The sequence below is a fragment of the Pseudomonas izuensis genome (assembly GCF_009861505.1).
GTDB classification, from domain to species: Bacteria; Pseudomonadota; Gammaproteobacteria; order Pseudomonadales; family Pseudomonadaceae; genus Aquipseudomonas; species Aquipseudomonas izuensis.
On the sequence record NZ_WTFT01000034.1, the window covers coordinates 42846 to 57111 of the forward strand.

The 14266-nt window shown below is 60.7% G+C and carries 14 protein-coding genes; 4 read left to right on the forward strand and 10 right to left on the reverse strand.

Annotated elements, in window-relative coordinates; all coding sequences use genetic code 11:
• Nucleotides 1-138 precede the first annotated feature (138 nt).
• The 7 genes from GPL81_RS24125 to GPL81_RS24155 form a co-directional block, all read right to left on the reverse strand.
• Nucleotides 139-1185 carry an ABC transporter substrate-binding protein gene (locus GPL81_RS24125; protein WP_096510072.1) on the reverse strand — a complete coding sequence of 349 codons (1047 nt, stop codon included), beginning with the start codon at nucleotides 1183-1185 and terminating at the stop codon, nucleotides 139-141.
• An 18-nt stretch (nucleotides 1186-1203) separates the two neighbouring features.
• Nucleotides 1204-2319, reverse strand: coding sequence for an NAD(P)/FAD-dependent oxidoreductase (locus tag GPL81_RS24130; protein ID WP_160108752.1), 1116 nt, complete (start codon nucleotides 2317-2319; stop codon nucleotides 1204-1206).
• Nucleotides 2316-3671: an FAD/NAD(P)-dependent oxidoreductase gene (locus GPL81_RS24135; protein ID WP_160108753.1), complete on the reverse strand. Its 1356-nt coding sequence runs from the start codon at nucleotides 3669-3671 to the stop codon at nucleotides 2316-2318. The genes GPL81_RS24130 and GPL81_RS24135 overlap by 4 nt, the downstream gene beginning before the upstream one ends.
• Before the next feature lie 268 nt (nucleotides 3672-3939).
• A complete protein-coding gene (locus GPL81_RS24140) occupies nucleotides 3940-4230 on the reverse strand; it encodes a (2Fe-2S)-binding protein (protein WP_059406554.1) in 291 nt (96 codons plus the stop codon).
• Nucleotides 4231-4237: 7 nt separating this feature from the next.
• On the reverse strand, nucleotides 4238-5032 hold the full coding sequence (locus tag GPL81_RS24145) for an ABC transporter permease (protein ID WP_160108754.1): 795 nt from the start codon (nucleotides 5030-5032) through the stop codon (nucleotides 4238-4240).
• Between the two features lie 6 nt (nucleotides 5033-5038).
• A complete protein-coding gene (locus GPL81_RS24150; protein WP_096510077.1) occupies nucleotides 5039-5908 on the reverse strand; it encodes an ABC transporter permease in 870 nt (289 codons plus the stop codon).
• Entirely contained in the window at nucleotides 5905-6930 is a 1026-nt protein-coding gene (locus GPL81_RS24155) for an ABC transporter ATP-binding protein (protein ID WP_160108755.1), read from the reverse strand. Before GPL81_RS24155 ends, GPL81_RS24150 begins: the two co-directional genes overlap by 4 nt.
• A 245-nt stretch (nucleotides 6931-7175) precedes the next feature.
• On the opposite strand from GPL81_RS24155, the gene GPL81_RS24160 reads away from it, so the two are divergent.
• Nucleotides 7176-8012 carry an IclR family transcriptional regulator gene (locus tag GPL81_RS24160; RefSeq protein WP_160108756.1) on the forward strand — a complete coding sequence of 279 codons (837 nt, stop codon included), beginning with the start codon at nucleotides 7176-7178 and terminating at the stop codon, nucleotides 8010-8012.
• A gap of 135 nt (nucleotides 8013-8147) precedes the next feature.
• Here the strand turns inward: GPL81_RS24160 and GPL81_RS24165 are convergent, their stop codons facing one another.
• The gene (locus GPL81_RS24165; protein ID WP_160108757.1) at nucleotides 8148-8900 is read right to left on the reverse strand and encodes an anti-sigma factor family protein; all 753 of its coding nucleotides are present in this window, start codon (nucleotides 8898-8900) and stop codon (nucleotides 8148-8150) included.
• Entirely contained in the window at nucleotides 8897-9403 is a 507-nt protein-coding gene (locus GPL81_RS24170) for a sigma-70 family RNA polymerase sigma factor (RefSeq protein WP_121103242.1), read from the reverse strand. The genes GPL81_RS24165 and GPL81_RS24170 overlap by 4 nt, the downstream gene beginning before the upstream one ends.
• A 158-nt stretch (nucleotides 9404-9561) precedes the next feature.
• Between GPL81_RS24170 and GPL81_RS24175 the strand changes: the two genes are divergently transcribed.
• The 3 genes from GPL81_RS24175 (at nucleotide 9562) to GPL81_RS24185 (ending at nucleotide 12655) form a co-directional block, all read left to right on the forward strand.
• Entirely contained in the window at nucleotides 9562-10638 is a 1077-nt protein-coding gene (locus GPL81_RS24175) for a catalase family peroxidase (protein ID WP_160108758.1), read from the forward strand.
• Nucleotides 10635-11180: a cytochrome b gene (locus GPL81_RS24180; protein WP_160108759.1), complete on the forward strand. Its 546-nt coding sequence runs from the start codon at nucleotides 10635-10637 to the stop codon at nucleotides 11178-11180. Before GPL81_RS24175 ends, GPL81_RS24180 begins: the two co-directional genes overlap by 4 nt.
• A gap of 128 nt (nucleotides 11181-11308) precedes the next feature.
• Nucleotides 11309-12655, forward strand: a complete 1347-nt coding sequence (locus GPL81_RS24185) for a hypothetical protein (RefSeq protein ID WP_160108760.1) — start codon at nucleotides 11309-11311, stop codon at nucleotides 12653-12655.
• 55 nt (nucleotides 12656-12710) lie between these two features.
• Here the strand turns inward: GPL81_RS24185 and GPL81_RS24190 are convergent, their stop codons facing one another.
• A complete protein-coding gene (locus GPL81_RS24190; protein WP_160108762.1) occupies nucleotides 12711-13859 on the reverse strand; it encodes a M14 family metallopeptidase in 1149 nt (382 codons plus the stop codon).
• Between the last annotated feature and the right edge of the window lie 407 nt (nucleotides 13860-14266).

Consider the following 14266-nt stretch of genomic DNA (forward strand, 5'->3'; position numbering starts at 1 on the left):
ATCTCCTGTAGGAGCAAAGCTTGCTCGCGATGGCGGCAGGTCAGGCACAGCGTCGTTGACTGTACTGGCGCCATCGCGGGCAAGCCATGCTCCCACAGGAGATTTGTGTCGTTTGCGAGAGGGTGTTGTGCCAGTGATTTAGCGCTCGATACTCCGATTCCACCGCGCGTTCCACGCCGGGCGCTGTTCGTTGACCTGATCCCAGTCCACCGCGATCGCCGTCTGCAGGTACTGCTTCATCGCCTCTACCTGCCCGCGGGTACGGTCTGTGGTCGGGGTATTGGGGTTGGACGGAATCTGGTCGCCATCCTCAAGCGCGGCAGCCTGGGCTTCGGGGGTCAGCAGGAACGCGGCGAGCTTTTGCGCCAATTGCGGCTGCGTGTTGTTGGCGATGGCGCACTCGGCGACGTTGAGCACCACGGCACCTTCTTTCGGTTGTGCGTATTCCACCGGCATGCCCTTGAGTTTCAGGGCGGTGACCTGGGTCGGGGTCAGCGGAAAGAGCGCTGCTTCGTCGGTCTGGAGCATTTCGGAAATCTTCGCCGAGCTCGGAATGTATTCCAGCACGTTGCGCCCGACGCTGTTCGGCCAAGCCTTGAACCCCGGTTCGACATCGGTCTCGCTGCCGCCCTGGATACGGTTGAACATCAGGAAACCATGCAGGCCGAAGGTGGAGGAGGCCATCGACTGGAATACCACCTTGTCCTTGAAGCGCGGGTCGGCCATGTCCATCCACGAAGTCGGCGCACTCCAGCCTTTTTCCTTGAACAGGCGAGTGTTGTAGGCCAGACCGGTCACGCCGAGGCTGACGGCCACCGCCTGATCCTTGATCCGGCCCTTGGCCGGGATCTGCGCCAGGGTCGGGTTGTCTTCGAGCTTGTCGCACAGGCCCATGCCGATGGCGCGGTACATGATGCCGTCGTCGAGGAACATCACGTGCATCTGCGGGTTGCCCTTGCTGGCCTGGACCTTGGCCAGGATATCGGCAGAGGTGCCAGGCACGATCACCACTTTGACGTTGTTGGCCTTCTCGAAAGCCGGCAGTACCTTGTCGGCGTACAGCCGCTCCATGGTCCCGCCGTTCATGCCCAGGTACAGCGTCGGCTCGGCGTGGGCCTGGGCGGCGGCGAGCAGGGCGCTCATGCAGGACAAACCGAGCAGAGCAGTGCGTTTGACGTTATTCATTGGCGCGACCTTCCTCTATCAAGCTACGGAGATGGAGTGAAACCGGGTGATGGAAAACGCATCCAGCGACGTCTTTGACGCGCCGCTACAGATGATCTCGGTGAGCGCCTGGCCCACCGCCGGGCCGATCTGGAAACCGGCGCCGGCAAAGCCGAACGCATGCAACAGACCGGGCTGGGTATGGCTGTGCCCGATCACCGGTTGGCGATCGGGCAGATAACCTTCGGTGCCGCTCCAGGTGCGAATGGCCTGGGCGCCCTCCAGAAACGGGTAAAGTTCGACGGCCTGGCGCAGGATTTCCAGCACCGCGCCTTGACCGGGGCGGGCGCGGGCATCGTCGAGGGCAAAGCCCTGGCCGCCGCCCAGCACGCAATTGCCGCGCGCGACCTGGCGTGCATAGATACCGCCGCCCTCGACGCCGGTGCTGGCATCCATCACCAGAGGCAAGGGCTCGGTGACCAGCATCGCCGGGTGTCCGGAATGCATCGGCACCGGTTCATCGAACTGCGCGGCCAGGCTGCCGGCCCAGGCGCCAGCGCAGTTCAACAACCAGGGCGCATGCAACTCCAGGCCGGTTTGCGTGCGCACGCGAAAGCGCTGGCCGTCGTGCTCCACGGCCGTGACTGCGCATTGCTCATGCACCTGTACGCCATGGCGTCGCGCGGCCCGGGCGAACGCGGGGGACACCAGGCGCGGATTGGCATGACCGTCATCCGGACAATAGGAGGCGCCCACCGCGACGTCTCCCACCCATGGAAAACGCCTGCGCAGTTCGGTGCGGTCAAGCACCTGCAAATCGAGGCCGAAGCCCTGGCTGCTGACTTCATAGTTCTGTAGTGCTCGCAAATCGTCGAGGCTGCGAGCAAGTTTGAGGTGACCGCTGCGTTGATATTCACCGTCGATGCCAATCAATTGCGGCAACTGCGCCCAGATGGAATGGGCACGTTGCGACAGCGGCAATTGCGACAACGGTCGGCCTTGGCGACGGACGCCGCCGTAGTTGACGCCGCTGGAATGCGAACCGCAGAAGTCCCGCTCCAGCAGCACCACGCGGCGGCCGGCCTTGCCGAGAAACAGCGCCGCCGAAGCGCCGACAATGCCGCCGCCAATGATCACTGCATCGACTTCGATCATGCTTCGACCTCCAGGCCAAAGGGCAGCGGTTTGATGGGAGCCTGGGCTCGCAGCCGGCCAATGTCGGACACGTCGCGCCGGCTTTCGCAGGCAATGATTTCCGCTGCGGCCGCGCCACACATCCGGCCCTGACAGCGACCCATGCCGACCCGGCAGTGGGCCTTGACCCGGTTGATTTCCCAGTGCCCTTCGCGTACCACCTGACGAATATCGCCGGCACGAACTTCTTCGCAGCGGCAGACCATCACGTCATCGTTGATGCCCGCAGCCCAGTCCTCGGGAAAGGCAAAGGCACGCTCCAGGCCCTGACGAAAATCGCCGATGCGTTCCAGCGATTGTTCAAGCTGCGCGGGGCGTTGCGCCGGGATCAGGTGGCCGGTGTCTTCGAGCAACGCCAGCGCGGCGCGCTCGCCGGCCATTTCCGCAGCGTCGGCGCCCATGATGCCGGCGCCATCACCGGCCAGGTACACCTCGACGACACTGCTGCGACCGGCGCGGTCGCGTTGTGGCAGCCAGGCGCGGTTGAGTGGGTTCCAGGCGAACTCGCAGCCAAGCAGGTCGGCGAGCTGGGTTTCGCTGCGCAGGCCGTGGGCGAAGGCGGCGGCATCGCAGTCCAGTCGATGTTGGCCTTTTGCGTCCGACCAGATCAGCGCCTGCGCCCGTTGCTCGCCTTCGACGCCTTGCAACGTCGTGCCCTGGTGCACCGGGATGCCATGGGCGGCGAGCCAACCGCGGTAATAGAGCCCTTTGGCCAATGTGGCCGGTTGCGCCAGCAGGCCGGGCAGGGCGCGGGCCTGGGCGCTGAAGGGGGAGCTGTCGAGCACCGCGACCACCTTCGCGCCAGCCTTGGCGTATTGATAGGCGACCAGATACAGCAACGGGCCGCTGCCGGCGAACACCACGCGCTCGCCGATGGCGCAGCCCTGGAACTTCAAGGCGATCTGCGCCGCACCGAGGCTGTAGATGCCGGGCAAGGTCCAGCCCGGTACCGGCAGAATCCGGTCGGTGGCGCCGGTGGCGACGATCACCCGGGAAAATTCCAGCCGCGCGGCACGCCCGTCGTGCAAGGTGTCGAGGGCACCGTCCTCGGCGTTCCACACCAGCGTGTCGGGGCGATAATCGAGTTGTTCGCGCAACTGATCGATGGTCTGGTGCAGGGCCTGGGCCTTGCGTGCTTCGAAGCCATACAGCTTGACCGGCGAGCGCTTGAAATTGGCCGGCTGGCGTCGATAAATCTGTCCGCCACCGCGTGCGGCTTCATCCAGCAGTACCGGGCGAACACCATGGGCGACCAGGGTTTGTGCCGCACGAATACCGGCCGGGCCGGCGCCAATAATAATTACAGGTTTCATACCCGTCCCCCTGTAGGAGCGAGCCTGCTCGCGATGACGGCGGAATAGGCACCATTGATTGAGGCTGACAGACCGCTATCGCGAGCAGGCTCACTCCTACAATGGATTGGAAGTTGCCGCAGCTTTTGTGCCCGACGCAGCGCCCCTGTAGGAGCTGGCTTGCCAGCGAAGGGGGCAGCACAGGCAACATTGATGGTGGCTGACAGACCGCTTTCGCTGGCAAGCCAGCTCCTACGGGGGATTGGGTGTTTGCAGGTGATAGAGGTGTTCATAGCGATCGCCCCGGCTCGCGGCTGATCTGTTGTCCGGCCTCGAGCAACGTCGAGCAGGCGCGGACCCGGCGGCCGTCGCCCAGGCGTACCCAGCAGTCCTGGCAGGCGCCCATCAGGCAGAACCCGGCGCGGGGCTCGGCGCTGAAGTCGCTGCCGCGCAGGTGTTCGCTGCAGGTCAGGACCGCCGTCAGTACGGTGTCGCCGAGCAGGCCGCTGGCCGGTTGGCCATCGAGGGTAAAGTCCAGGGCCGGGCGGTCGCCTTCGGCCAGTCGTTTCAGCAGAGCCATGGCGCCCTCATTGTTTGCCCACCAGAACCCGATCCAGGCCGTAGACCCGATCGAGCAGAATCATGGTCAGCGCGGTCAGCGCGATCACCAGTGCCGACACCGCCGCCATCATCGGATCGATGGACTCGGTGGCGTAGACGTACATGCGCACCGGCAAGGTCTGCGTGGCCGGCGAGGTGACGAAGATCGACAGCGTGACTTCGTCGAAACTGTTGATGAACGCCAGCAGCCACCCGCCGGCGACCCCCGGCAGAATCATCGGCAAGGTGATCTGGCGGAACAGCGTGAAGCGCCCGGCACCCAGGGATTGCGCGGCGTGTTCGGCGCTGCGGTCCAGGCCGATGGCCGAGGCCAGCACCAGTCGCAGTACATACGGGGTGATGACCAGCACGTGGGCGAAGATCAGCCACGCAAAGCTGCCGTTGACCCCCATCAGCGCGAACAGGCGCAGCAATGCCACCCCCAGCACCAGATGCGGAATGATGATCGGCGACAGAAACAGCCCGTTGAAGAAATCCCGGCCGGGAAATTCGAAGCGGGTGATCGCCAGCGCCGCGGGCACCGCGATCAAGGTGGCCAGCGAGGCGGCGCTGAACGCCAGGATCAGGCTGTTGTAGAACGCATCGACAAAGTCGGCACGCTCGAACACGGCGCGGAACCAGCGCAGGGAAAAATCGCTGGTCGGCAGGCTCAGGGTGTTCTCCGGGGTGAAGGCGACAAGGCACACCACCATCAGCGGCGCGAGCATGAACAGCACCACCAGAGCATGAAACAGCAGGGCGAAAGGACCGTTCCTGGACATGACGAATTACCCCAATGACTTCTTGTAGCGGCCTTCGATCATGCGGTTCCACGACAGCATGATCAGCAGGTTGATAAGCAGCAGGGCCACGGCGATGGCGGCGCCCATGGGCCAGTTGAGTTCCGACAGGTATTGGTCGTAGATCAGCGTGGCGACCATCTTCAGGCGGCGTCCACCGAGCAGGCCGGGAATGGCAAAGGAGCTGGCGGCGAGGCCGAACACGATCAGGGTTCCGGAAAGGATGCCGGGCATGACCTGCGGCAGCACCACCTGGCGAATCACCGTGAAGTGGCTGGCGCCCAGCGACAGCGCGGCTTGCTCGGCGGCCGGGTCGAGCTTCTGCAGCGAGGTCCAGACCGGAATGATCATGAACGGCAGCATCACGTGGACCAGTGCGATCACCACGGCGAACGGCGTATAGAGCAACTTCATCGGTGAGCCACCGAAGGCTTGCAGGACCTGATTGACCAGGCCGTCGGCACCGAGCAGCAGGCTCCAGCCAAAGGCGCGCACCACCACCGAAATCAGCAACGGGGTAAGGATCAGGATCAGGAAAATCGAGCGCCATGGGGTGCCCATGCGGCTGAGGATGTAAGCCTCGGGCACGCCGATCAGCACGCAGAGCAGCGTGGTCAGCGCGCTGATCCACAGGGTGCGCAGGAAGATCTCGTAGAAGTACGGATCGCCCAGCAGGCTGCCGTAATGCTCGGCGGTATAGGCGTCGGCGTTGATGCCCGAGCCGTAGTCGAAGACGTTGAACGACAGCACCAGGGTCAGCAACAGCGGGATCACCAGCAGGCTGACGTACAGCGTCAGGGCCGGTGCCGACAGCCAGTAACCCTGGCGTCCCTGGCGGATGGCGGCGAGGGTGCTCATGCTGTCACCTCGTCAATGCTCAGTACCCGCAACAGCGCCGTATCCCAATCCAGGCCCACCGCTGTGCCTTCGTTCAGCGGGGCCGAACCGTCGTTGCGGCGTACCACACTGAGTTCGCCGAGGTTCGTCGACACACCGTACAGCCATTGGCTACCCAGGAAGAAGCGGCTGCTGACCTTGCCTTGCAGGCGCCCGTGACCCGCCTCGCGCAGGTCGATTTTTTCCGGACGCAGGCTCAGGGTCAGTTCGCCGGCGCCATAGGTGCACACCTGAACCGCGCCGTTCGCGTCGCGTTCACCGGGCAGCAGATTGGCCTTGCCGACGAAGCCGGAAATGAACTCGGTGCGCGGGTGTTCGTAGAGGGTGTAGGGCGCGTCGATTTGAGTGATACGCCCGGCCTGCATCACCACCACGCGATCGCTGATCGACAGCGCTTCGGACTGGTCGTGGGTGACCATCAGTGTGGTGATGCCCACTTCGCGTTGAATGCGGCGGATCTCGAACTGCATCTCTTCGCGCAGGTTGGCGTCGAGGTTGGACAGCGGTTCATCCAGCAGCAACACCGGCGGCTGGATTACCAGCGCACGGGCCAGGGCGACGCGTTGGCGCTGGCCACCGGAAAGCTCCCGTGGATAACGCTCGGCGTGCTGATGAAGGCGTACCAGCTTCAGCACCCGATCGACCCGCTGCTGGATCTCAGCATTGGGCACCTTGCGCATGCGCAGGCCGAAGGCAACGTTGGCCTTGACGGTCATGTGCGGGAACAGCGCGTAACTCTGGAACACCACCCCCAGGCCGCGACTGGCGGGTTTGGCGTGGGTGATGTCGCGACCATCCAGCACGATGCGCCCGCTGGTGACGTCGACGAAGCCGGCGATCATTTGCAGGGTGGTGGTCTTGCCGCATCCGGAGGGGCCGAGCAGGGAAACGAATTCGCCTTTCTCCACCGAGAGATCGGTGGCGACCACGGCGTCGATTTCACCGTAGCGTTTGCCAAGTTTTTGAAGTTGCAAAAAAGCCATGACTGCGCCTCCACCTGAGATTGTTATGCGCGCCTCGGGGCGCGCTCTTTTGTATGGGCAGATACGAAAAAATGTTTGCGGGGTGCGTTGGCGCTCGACTTGGGTCGGCTGCCGCTGTTGTTCGAATCGCCCCTGTGTGGACGCAGATTAGGACGAAGACTAGGATGGGCTCAATGGCCTATTTCACTGAATCGATGACTATTTTCTGTTTCATTCGGTGAGTAAATTAATATGCGAGAAAACTCATGTCAGATTCCATTGAGCGGAATGAAAACAAAAATGAAGTCGGCGTCGGCGCCGTCTCAAGGTTGTTTGCGGTGTTGCGGGCATTGGGCGATACCGTCGAGGGCGGCGAGCGCGTGACGCAACTGGCCCAGCACATCGGGTTATCACAACCGACCACCCACCGCTTGCTGCGCAGCCTGATGGACGAGGGCATGGTCGAGCAGGATGGGCGCAGCAAACGCTATCGGCTCAGCCTGGATTTTTTCGCCCTGGCGGCTCGAGCGGGCAACAGTGGCAACCTGCGCGAACTGGTGCGCCCGGCTTTGCTGCGGCTTTCGGCGTCGCTCGGCGATTCGTTGTTTCTGCTGGCACGCAGCGGCTTCGATGCGATCTGCCTGGACCGCAGCGAAGGGCCGTTTCCGATCCGCACCTTCACCGGTGACATCGGTGGCCGGGTGGCGCTGGGCGTGGGGCAGGGCAGCCTGGCGATCCTGGCGTTTCTGCCGGAAGAAGAACGCGAAACAGTGATCCACTACAACCTGCCGCGGCTCAAGGATTTCCATCTGTATGACGAGGTGTTCCTGCGCTCGGAAGTCGAGAATGTGCGCAAGCTCGGTTACGCCGGACGCAACACCGGTGTGTTGCAGGGCATGGCCGGGGTGGCAGTGCCGATCCTCGATCGTGAAGGCCGGGCGGTGGCGGCGTTGAGCGTGGCGACCGTGAGTGACCGTCTGGGGCCTGATCGCTTGCCGACAGTGGTGGAGATGCTCAAGCGTGAAGCGGCGTTGATCGGGCCGCGGATCAATCCGTTTGATCCTTTGCTACGGCGGCCGTCTCAAGTGTTTGGGCAAAGCTGAAAAGAAGGCGAACGTGCCCTGTAGGAGCTGGCTCGCCAGCGAAAGCGGTCTTCCAGTCGAAAGAAATGTTGTCTGACCCACCGCTTTCGCTGCGGTGCGGCGATCCGACAAGCCAGCTCCTACAGGGGGGGGTGATCAGAATTGTGTGGTCTGCCTGAGCATCTGCGCCGCCGGCGTATCCGACGGGCTGACCATCGCATAGTTGTAGCCACCCCCCGACCAGTATTCGGCCTGCAGCCCGCCATCACTGCGACTGCCCCTGGGTAACATGAAGTTCTTTGGCCCCGGTGGCCGCACATAGAAGCTGATCTTGTGCCCGCCCTGATCCTCATAAACCACCATCGCCGCTGGCCCTTGCTCTGTGCTGAGCAGGCGGCCGCTCACCGGTTTGAACCCGGCGCCGGTCAGGTCCGGCAAGCGATTGGCCTGGGTGAAATAACGGTCGAGCCAACCCTGCATGTCGCTGTATTCGCCGGCCTTGTAGTCCGCTGGCAGCAGCCCCTGCTCGGCAATCAAGCGGTAAGCCTGCATGGCATCGGCCATCGGTTGCGCTGCGCTGAGGAGCGTCATCTCCCGGGCCTGCCAGCCGCTGACCCCGCCGAGGCTGACAGCAATCAGCAACACCGCGGCGCTGGCTAGGTGGCGCCGGGACTGGCGTTTAAGGCGCTGGCGAATCAGCGCCGGATCGAGGTCCGGGTTGGCCGGTTGCTGCAAGGCGCCACCGAGGGCGGCTCGCAGTTGTTGGGCATCCTGCTGCCAGGCGCGCACTTGTGCGGCAACTTGCGCATTGCTGGCGAGAAAAGTCTCGACCAGGTGTCGATCGTCCTCGTTGAGTTGGTGGTCGACGTAGGCGTGCAAGTCGCGCTCGCTGGGGGGCATGCTGATCATTTGAGTCTCCGCAGGGCAGGGCGGGTGATTTCGCCATCGCTGAGTTGGCGCAGGGCCTGGCGGGCCCGGGACAGGCGGGACATCACGGTGCCGGTGGGTACGTCGAGAATCTCGGCGACCTCTTTGTAACTCAGGCCTTCCACCGATACCCACAGCAACAGCGCGCGCTGTTCGGTGGGCAGTTGGTCGAAGGCATTGAGGGTGGATTGGGCGATCACGGTGCGCTCCACCGACGGCTGCGCATCATCGCGCCCGGTGAAGAATTCGAGCATCCGCGCATAGCGTCGGGAGCGGCGATGCGCATCGAGAAACTGTCGATACAAAATCGCAAACAGCCAGGCGCGCAAGTCGCCCTCGACGCGTTTATTGCCCCAGCTCGACAGTGCACGCTCCAGGCACGATTGCACCAGATCGTCGGCGCTGCTGGCGTTACGCGTCAATGACACGGCAAATCGCCGCAATCCGGGAATGATTTTTCTCAGTTGTTCGTCGATATCGTTCATGAAGTGCTGACTAGTCACTACGCTAGGGACTAGGAAGACGCCCGATAACCGAGGTTATTCCACACCCGAAAAAATAAACACCGCACGATGGAATAAACCTGTGTGCGGTTCGTCTGCTTGATTCTTCTCACTTGTGGCCGATGGCCCTGGAGTCTTTCATGGTAGATCGATCATCACCGCCACCCTTGAGTGCCGCCAGCGTTGCGTTGCGTCTGGCGGGCATTGCCGTGGTTGTCGCTGTCGTGGCCGGGGCGTTTGCCTACGTCAACGGCACCTTGGACCCACAACGGTTGACGCCGAAAAAACTGATCAATGTGCTGGAAACCAATAACGGCGTGCACCCCGGATTCCGACGCAATCATGCCAAGGGTGTGTGCGTGATCGGCCATTTCGAGAGCAGTGGCGAGGCTCGCAGTTATTCCATTGCGCAGGTATTCAATGAGCCGCGCACGTCGGTGGTCGGTCGTTTTGCCTTGCCGGCGGGTAATCCCTACGCGCCGGACAGCGCCGTGCCGATTCGCAGCCTGGCGTTGCGCTTCACCCAGGCCAACGGCCAGCAATGGCGCACCGGGATGAACAGCATGCCGGTGTTTCCAGTGGGCACGCCCGAAGCGTTCTATCAATTTCAGCAGGCTCAGTCGCCGCTTCCCGCGACCGGTAAACCGGACCCCGCCGCAGTGCCGGCGTTCTTCGGCTCGCACCCGGAATCGGCACCGTTCCTGGCATGGATCAAGACCGCCAAACCCTCGGCCAGTTACGTGACGGAAACCTACAACAGCGTCAACGCGTTCTATCTGGTCAACGCCACCGGCCAGCGGCAAGCGGTACGCTGGAGCATGGTGCCGGTGGCTCAGGACGCGCCCGGCGCCACGGCACCGCAGGGCAGCGATTTTCTAGAGAAAGACCTGGTCCAGCGGATCACCGCCGGCCCGTTGCGCTTTCAGCTGAACATCACCCTGGCCAACCCCGGCGACCCGGTCAACGACGCCAGCAAGGCCTGGCCCGAAGGGCGCAAGGTGTTGAATGCCGGCACCCTGGTGCTGGAAAAAACCCAGCCACAACTCAACGGCGAGTGCCGTGATATCAACTATGACCCACTGGTATTGCCTGCCGGCATCGAAGGGTCCGACGACCCATTGCTCGCCGCTCGTTCAGCCGGCTACTCCGATTCCTACCTGCGTCGCACCAGCGAAGTCAGCCAGTTGCCCGCCGCCAAGCAGGAGGTTCAACAATGAATACTCAACCCAACCATTTCGCTCCCTTGGCGCGACTGCTGCACTGGCTGATGGCGCTGATGATTATCGCCATGCTGTTCATCGGCGCAGGCATGGTTGCTTCTGTCTCCGAACGCCATGAATGGCTGATCCACCTGCACAAGCCCTTGGGCGTGGCGATTTTGTTGCTGGTAATCGTGCGCCTGGTGGTGCGCTTCTCCACGCAACAGCCGCCGTTGCCCGCGGACCTGCCGGGTTGGCAAGCGCTGGCGGCGAAGGCTTCGCATGTGTTGCTGTATGCGTTGATGCTGATTCTGCCGTTGCTCGGTTGGGCGATGATTTCGGCGTCGGGTGAACCGGTGATGCTAGGCAGTTCGATGCATTTGCCGTCGATTGTGCCGGCCAATGCCCAAGTGTTTGCCTTCCTGCGCAAGGCCCATGGGTATCTGGCGTATTTGTTGTTTTTGACGGTGTTACTGCATTTGGCAGCGGCGTTATTTCATGGGTGGATACGCCGTGATGGTGTACTGGAGAGCATGTTGCGGGGCAAGGATCGCGGTTAAAGACTGGTATACCTGTCAACTTTGACAGTATCGAATCCCTGAAAAAGCACGTTCAATGCTCACAGACTGCAGTGGCCCGGAAAAGGCCAGTCGAACCGCACTGATCGTGTCATTCAGGGAGACGTATCATGTTCAAAACTGCAGGTATGCGTTTCATGCAGCGTGGTTTTTCAGCGCTGTCGATTGTGTCGTTGGCTGCGTTGCTCGGTGCTTGCGCGCAACAACCGACGAATGAGTCCGGTAAGCCGGAAAACTGGGTTGTCGAGAATGTTAAGAATAAAACTACGGCAGATTTGACTGCGGACTTCATTGCACCGGGCGTTTTTGTACGTTCGAATTCAAAGGTTATTAATGGTTATACCGTCGAAAGTGGAATGTTGCGGATGCCAGATAAGCCCGAGGGTTCGTTGGTTACGGTTCGCTCGGCCGATGGAAGCTTGACTGCCTTGATCGACACCCCGGAGAAGGGTGGTTTGTTGCGTGTTGATAGTAAGGGAGGGAGTTATTTCATTTCTGAACCTCAAACCGATCCACGTATCGACGACTGGGTGGAAGATGCGAAGGGCAAGGTCGCCTCTTCGCCCGTAGATCCAGCCTCGGCAGAGACTTATGTGATAGATCTTCTGATGGGCTACTCCCAAGCAGGACTTGATCGTGCAGGTGGAGATGCATTGGCCGATTCTTTGGCAAAAATAGAGTACATTAATATGGCACTCCGAAATTCATTAGTAACTAATGTGTCGTTTAGGCTGATTGGTATTCAAGTTGTCGAGCAGGATTATCTGGTTACTACTGAAACGCTCGGTAAAATTTCGACTATTTTTGCTGAAGGTATTTCGACATTTAAGCCAGATGTGGTCTACGGAAATTTTCTAACTACCGAACCGGGAGGGGCTATTGGGTGGGCTAATCGGCCCGGGCGGTTTGGAATAGGGATAGCGAGCGGTCATGTTACATTCGCGCATGAACTTGGGCATAACGCGGGCAGCACTCATTGTAATGTACAAGGAGTAAATGACTATAGATTCGGGTACTTTAACGGAAGGTCGGGTAGTCTTTTATGCGGAGCTAATCGTCAGCCTTACTATTCGAATCCCGATGTCAAAGACGAACATGGCCTGCCACGAGGAGATGCTGTAACTGCAAATACAGCGCGTGTTTGGCGCGAACAAGCCCGACGACTCTCTTCCTACGCGCCACCGCCGACCCCACCTACAGCCCCAGGAAACTTTGCCAAAGTGGGTTCAACTGCTAACACTATTACCTTTAGTTGGAGTCCATCGCCTAAAGCTGTTCGATATGAAATATACAGTGCGAAAACCATTGGAAGCCCCACACCAAAAAAAATCGGGGACAGTATAGGGTCAACATTTACAGCGACTAATATATCTGGAGAGGCATTGTACTTCGTTAAGGCCGTTAGCTTGATTGACATGGTATCAGTGCCAAGTAATACCGTAGTTACAAGGCCCTAGCAATTCCAAAAAATGGCATGACCTGGGTTTCAGGTCATACCGTTTTTTCTATAAGTTAACGCAGTACTTCGACCATCTCGGCTACCGTCGTCAACACATCCTTGCCCAACTGCTTCGAACGCTTGCCGGACCAGCCGGTCTCCGCGTTCGGATGATCGTCATGATCCTTGAACGGCATTTCCAGGGTCAGGGACAGGCAGTCGTATTTCTGGCCAACGGCGTTGCAGGCCAGGGTCATGTTGGCTTTGCCCGGTTCGTCGCGGGTGTAGCCGTGCTTGGTCTGGAAGTCCTTGGTGGTTTTCTTCAGATGGCTGCGGAAGTGCTCTTCGAGTTTTTCGATCCGCGGCGTGTAGCCCGGATTGCCTTCGCAAGCGGCGGTGAAGACGTGGGGGATTTCCTCGTCACCGTGAACGTCGATGAACATATCGACGCCGTACTTTTCCATTTGCTGCTGTACGAAAAAGACTTCCGGGCTGATTTCCTGGCTGGCACTCTGCCACGCGCGGTTCAGGTCCTGGCCCATGGCGTTGGTGCGCAGGTGGCCGTGGAAAGCACCGTCCGGGTTCATGTTCGGCACCAGGTACAGGTCGGCGCTGGCCAGCAGTTTGTTCAACACCGGGTCGTCGTGCCGTTCCAGGCGTTCGATCACGCCTTCCATGAACCACTCGGCCATGTGCTCGCCCGGATGTTGCTGGGCAATCATCCACACCTTGCGCCGGCCTTCGGCGCCCGTGCCTTTGCGCAGCAGTTGAATGTCACGGCCTTCGACGCTCTTGCCGGTGGCCAGCAGTTCGGTGCCGGCCTTGGTCAGCGCCTGCTCGATCAGCCAGTCATGGCGGCCGCGGCTGTAGGGTTCGAAGTAGGCGAACCAGGCGTGGGTTTGCGTGGCTTCAAGGCAGAAGCGCAGGCAGTCGCCTTCGAAGATGGTCGGTACGCGGAACCAGTTGACGTGATCGTAGGAGGCTACGGCCTGATAGCCGGTCCAGGCCTTGTTGTACGAGGACTGGCTGGCATTGTTCAGGCGGAACCAGTGCTCCTGGCCGACATGCAGACCGCTGGCCTTGAAGTGGAACCATTGAAAGTGATTGCTTTTGGTATCGGGTCGAATGGCCAGCAGGGGCTTGAGCGGGTCGCTGACATCGATGACCTGGATGTTGCCGCTGTCGAAGTTGGCACTGATGTCGAGAGTTTTAGCCACGGTCAGGGTTCCTGATTCAGATTTTTATGGTGGCTACTTTACACGCAAGAGAAGGGCGTTAGGAGCGCAGAAAAACGTTTCACCCAACGTGTCGAAGATTGGGTTCGTGGCTTGGGGGGTAGACTGGTTTCTACGGGTATTGCGATCGATGATCGGCGGGATGTACGAAGCGGCAGCAGGAGGATATGGGCTTGAAATAGGGGGGGGCGTCCTCCCTGACGCCGACGCAGCTTAGAGACTGTCCAATTGATTCTCAAGCGCTATCTGCGATTGGTTTTTCCTTAATGATCAACGGCTTCTCTTGCCAACAAATATTCTTTTGATATCATCCGCGCCATCGAATTTGCAGCACCTACAGACTTCATTAGCCTGAAGCCATAAGCCAGAAAACTGGCAAAAAAAGACCCGGCAAA

Coding starts and splice junctions, on each gene's coding strand:
- GPL81_RS24125 (WP_096510072.1), bottom strand. CDS start 1,185: ATGAATAACGTCAAACGCACTGCTCTGCTCGGTTTGTCCTGCATGAGC.
- GPL81_RS24130 (WP_160108752.1), bottom strand. CDS start 2,319: ATGATCGAAGTCGATGCAGTGATCATTGGCGGCGGCATTGTCGGCGCT.
- GPL81_RS24135 (WP_160108753.1), bottom strand. CDS start 3,671: ATGAAACCTGTAATTATTATTGGCGCCGGCCCGGCCGGTATTCGTGCG.
- GPL81_RS24140 (WP_059406554.1), bottom strand. CDS start 4,230: ATGGCTCTGCTGAAACGACTGGCCGAAGGCGACCGCCCGGCCCTGGAC.
- GPL81_RS24145 (WP_160108754.1), bottom strand. CDS start 5,032: ATGTCCAGGAACGGTCCTTTCGCCCTGCTGTTTCATGCTCTGGTGGTG.
- GPL81_RS24150 (WP_096510077.1), bottom strand. CDS start 5,908: ATGAGCACCCTCGCCGCCATCCGCCAGGGACGCCAGGGTTACTGGCTG.
- GPL81_RS24155 (WP_160108755.1), bottom strand. CDS start 6,930: ATGGCTTTTTTGCAACTTCAAAAACTTGGCAAACGCTACGGTGAAATC.
- GPL81_RS24160 (WP_160108756.1), top strand. CDS start 7,176: ATGTCAGATTCCATTGAGCGGAATGAAAACAAAAATGAAGTCGGCGTC.
- GPL81_RS24165 (WP_160108757.1), bottom strand. CDS start 8,900: ATGATCAGCATGCCCCCCAGCGAGCGCGACTTGCACGCCTACGTCGAC.
- GPL81_RS24170 (WP_121103242.1), bottom strand. CDS start 9,403: ATGAACGATATCGACGAACAACTGAGAAAAATCATTCCCGGATTGCGG.
- GPL81_RS24175 (WP_160108758.1), top strand. CDS start 9,562: ATGGTAGATCGATCATCACCGCCACCCTTGAGTGCCGCCAGCGTTGCG.
- GPL81_RS24180 (WP_160108759.1), top strand. CDS start 10,635: ATGAATACTCAACCCAACCATTTCGCTCCCTTGGCGCGACTGCTGCAC.
- GPL81_RS24185 (WP_160108760.1), top strand. CDS start 11,309: ATGTTCAAAACTGCAGGTATGCGTTTCATGCAGCGTGGTTTTTCAGCG.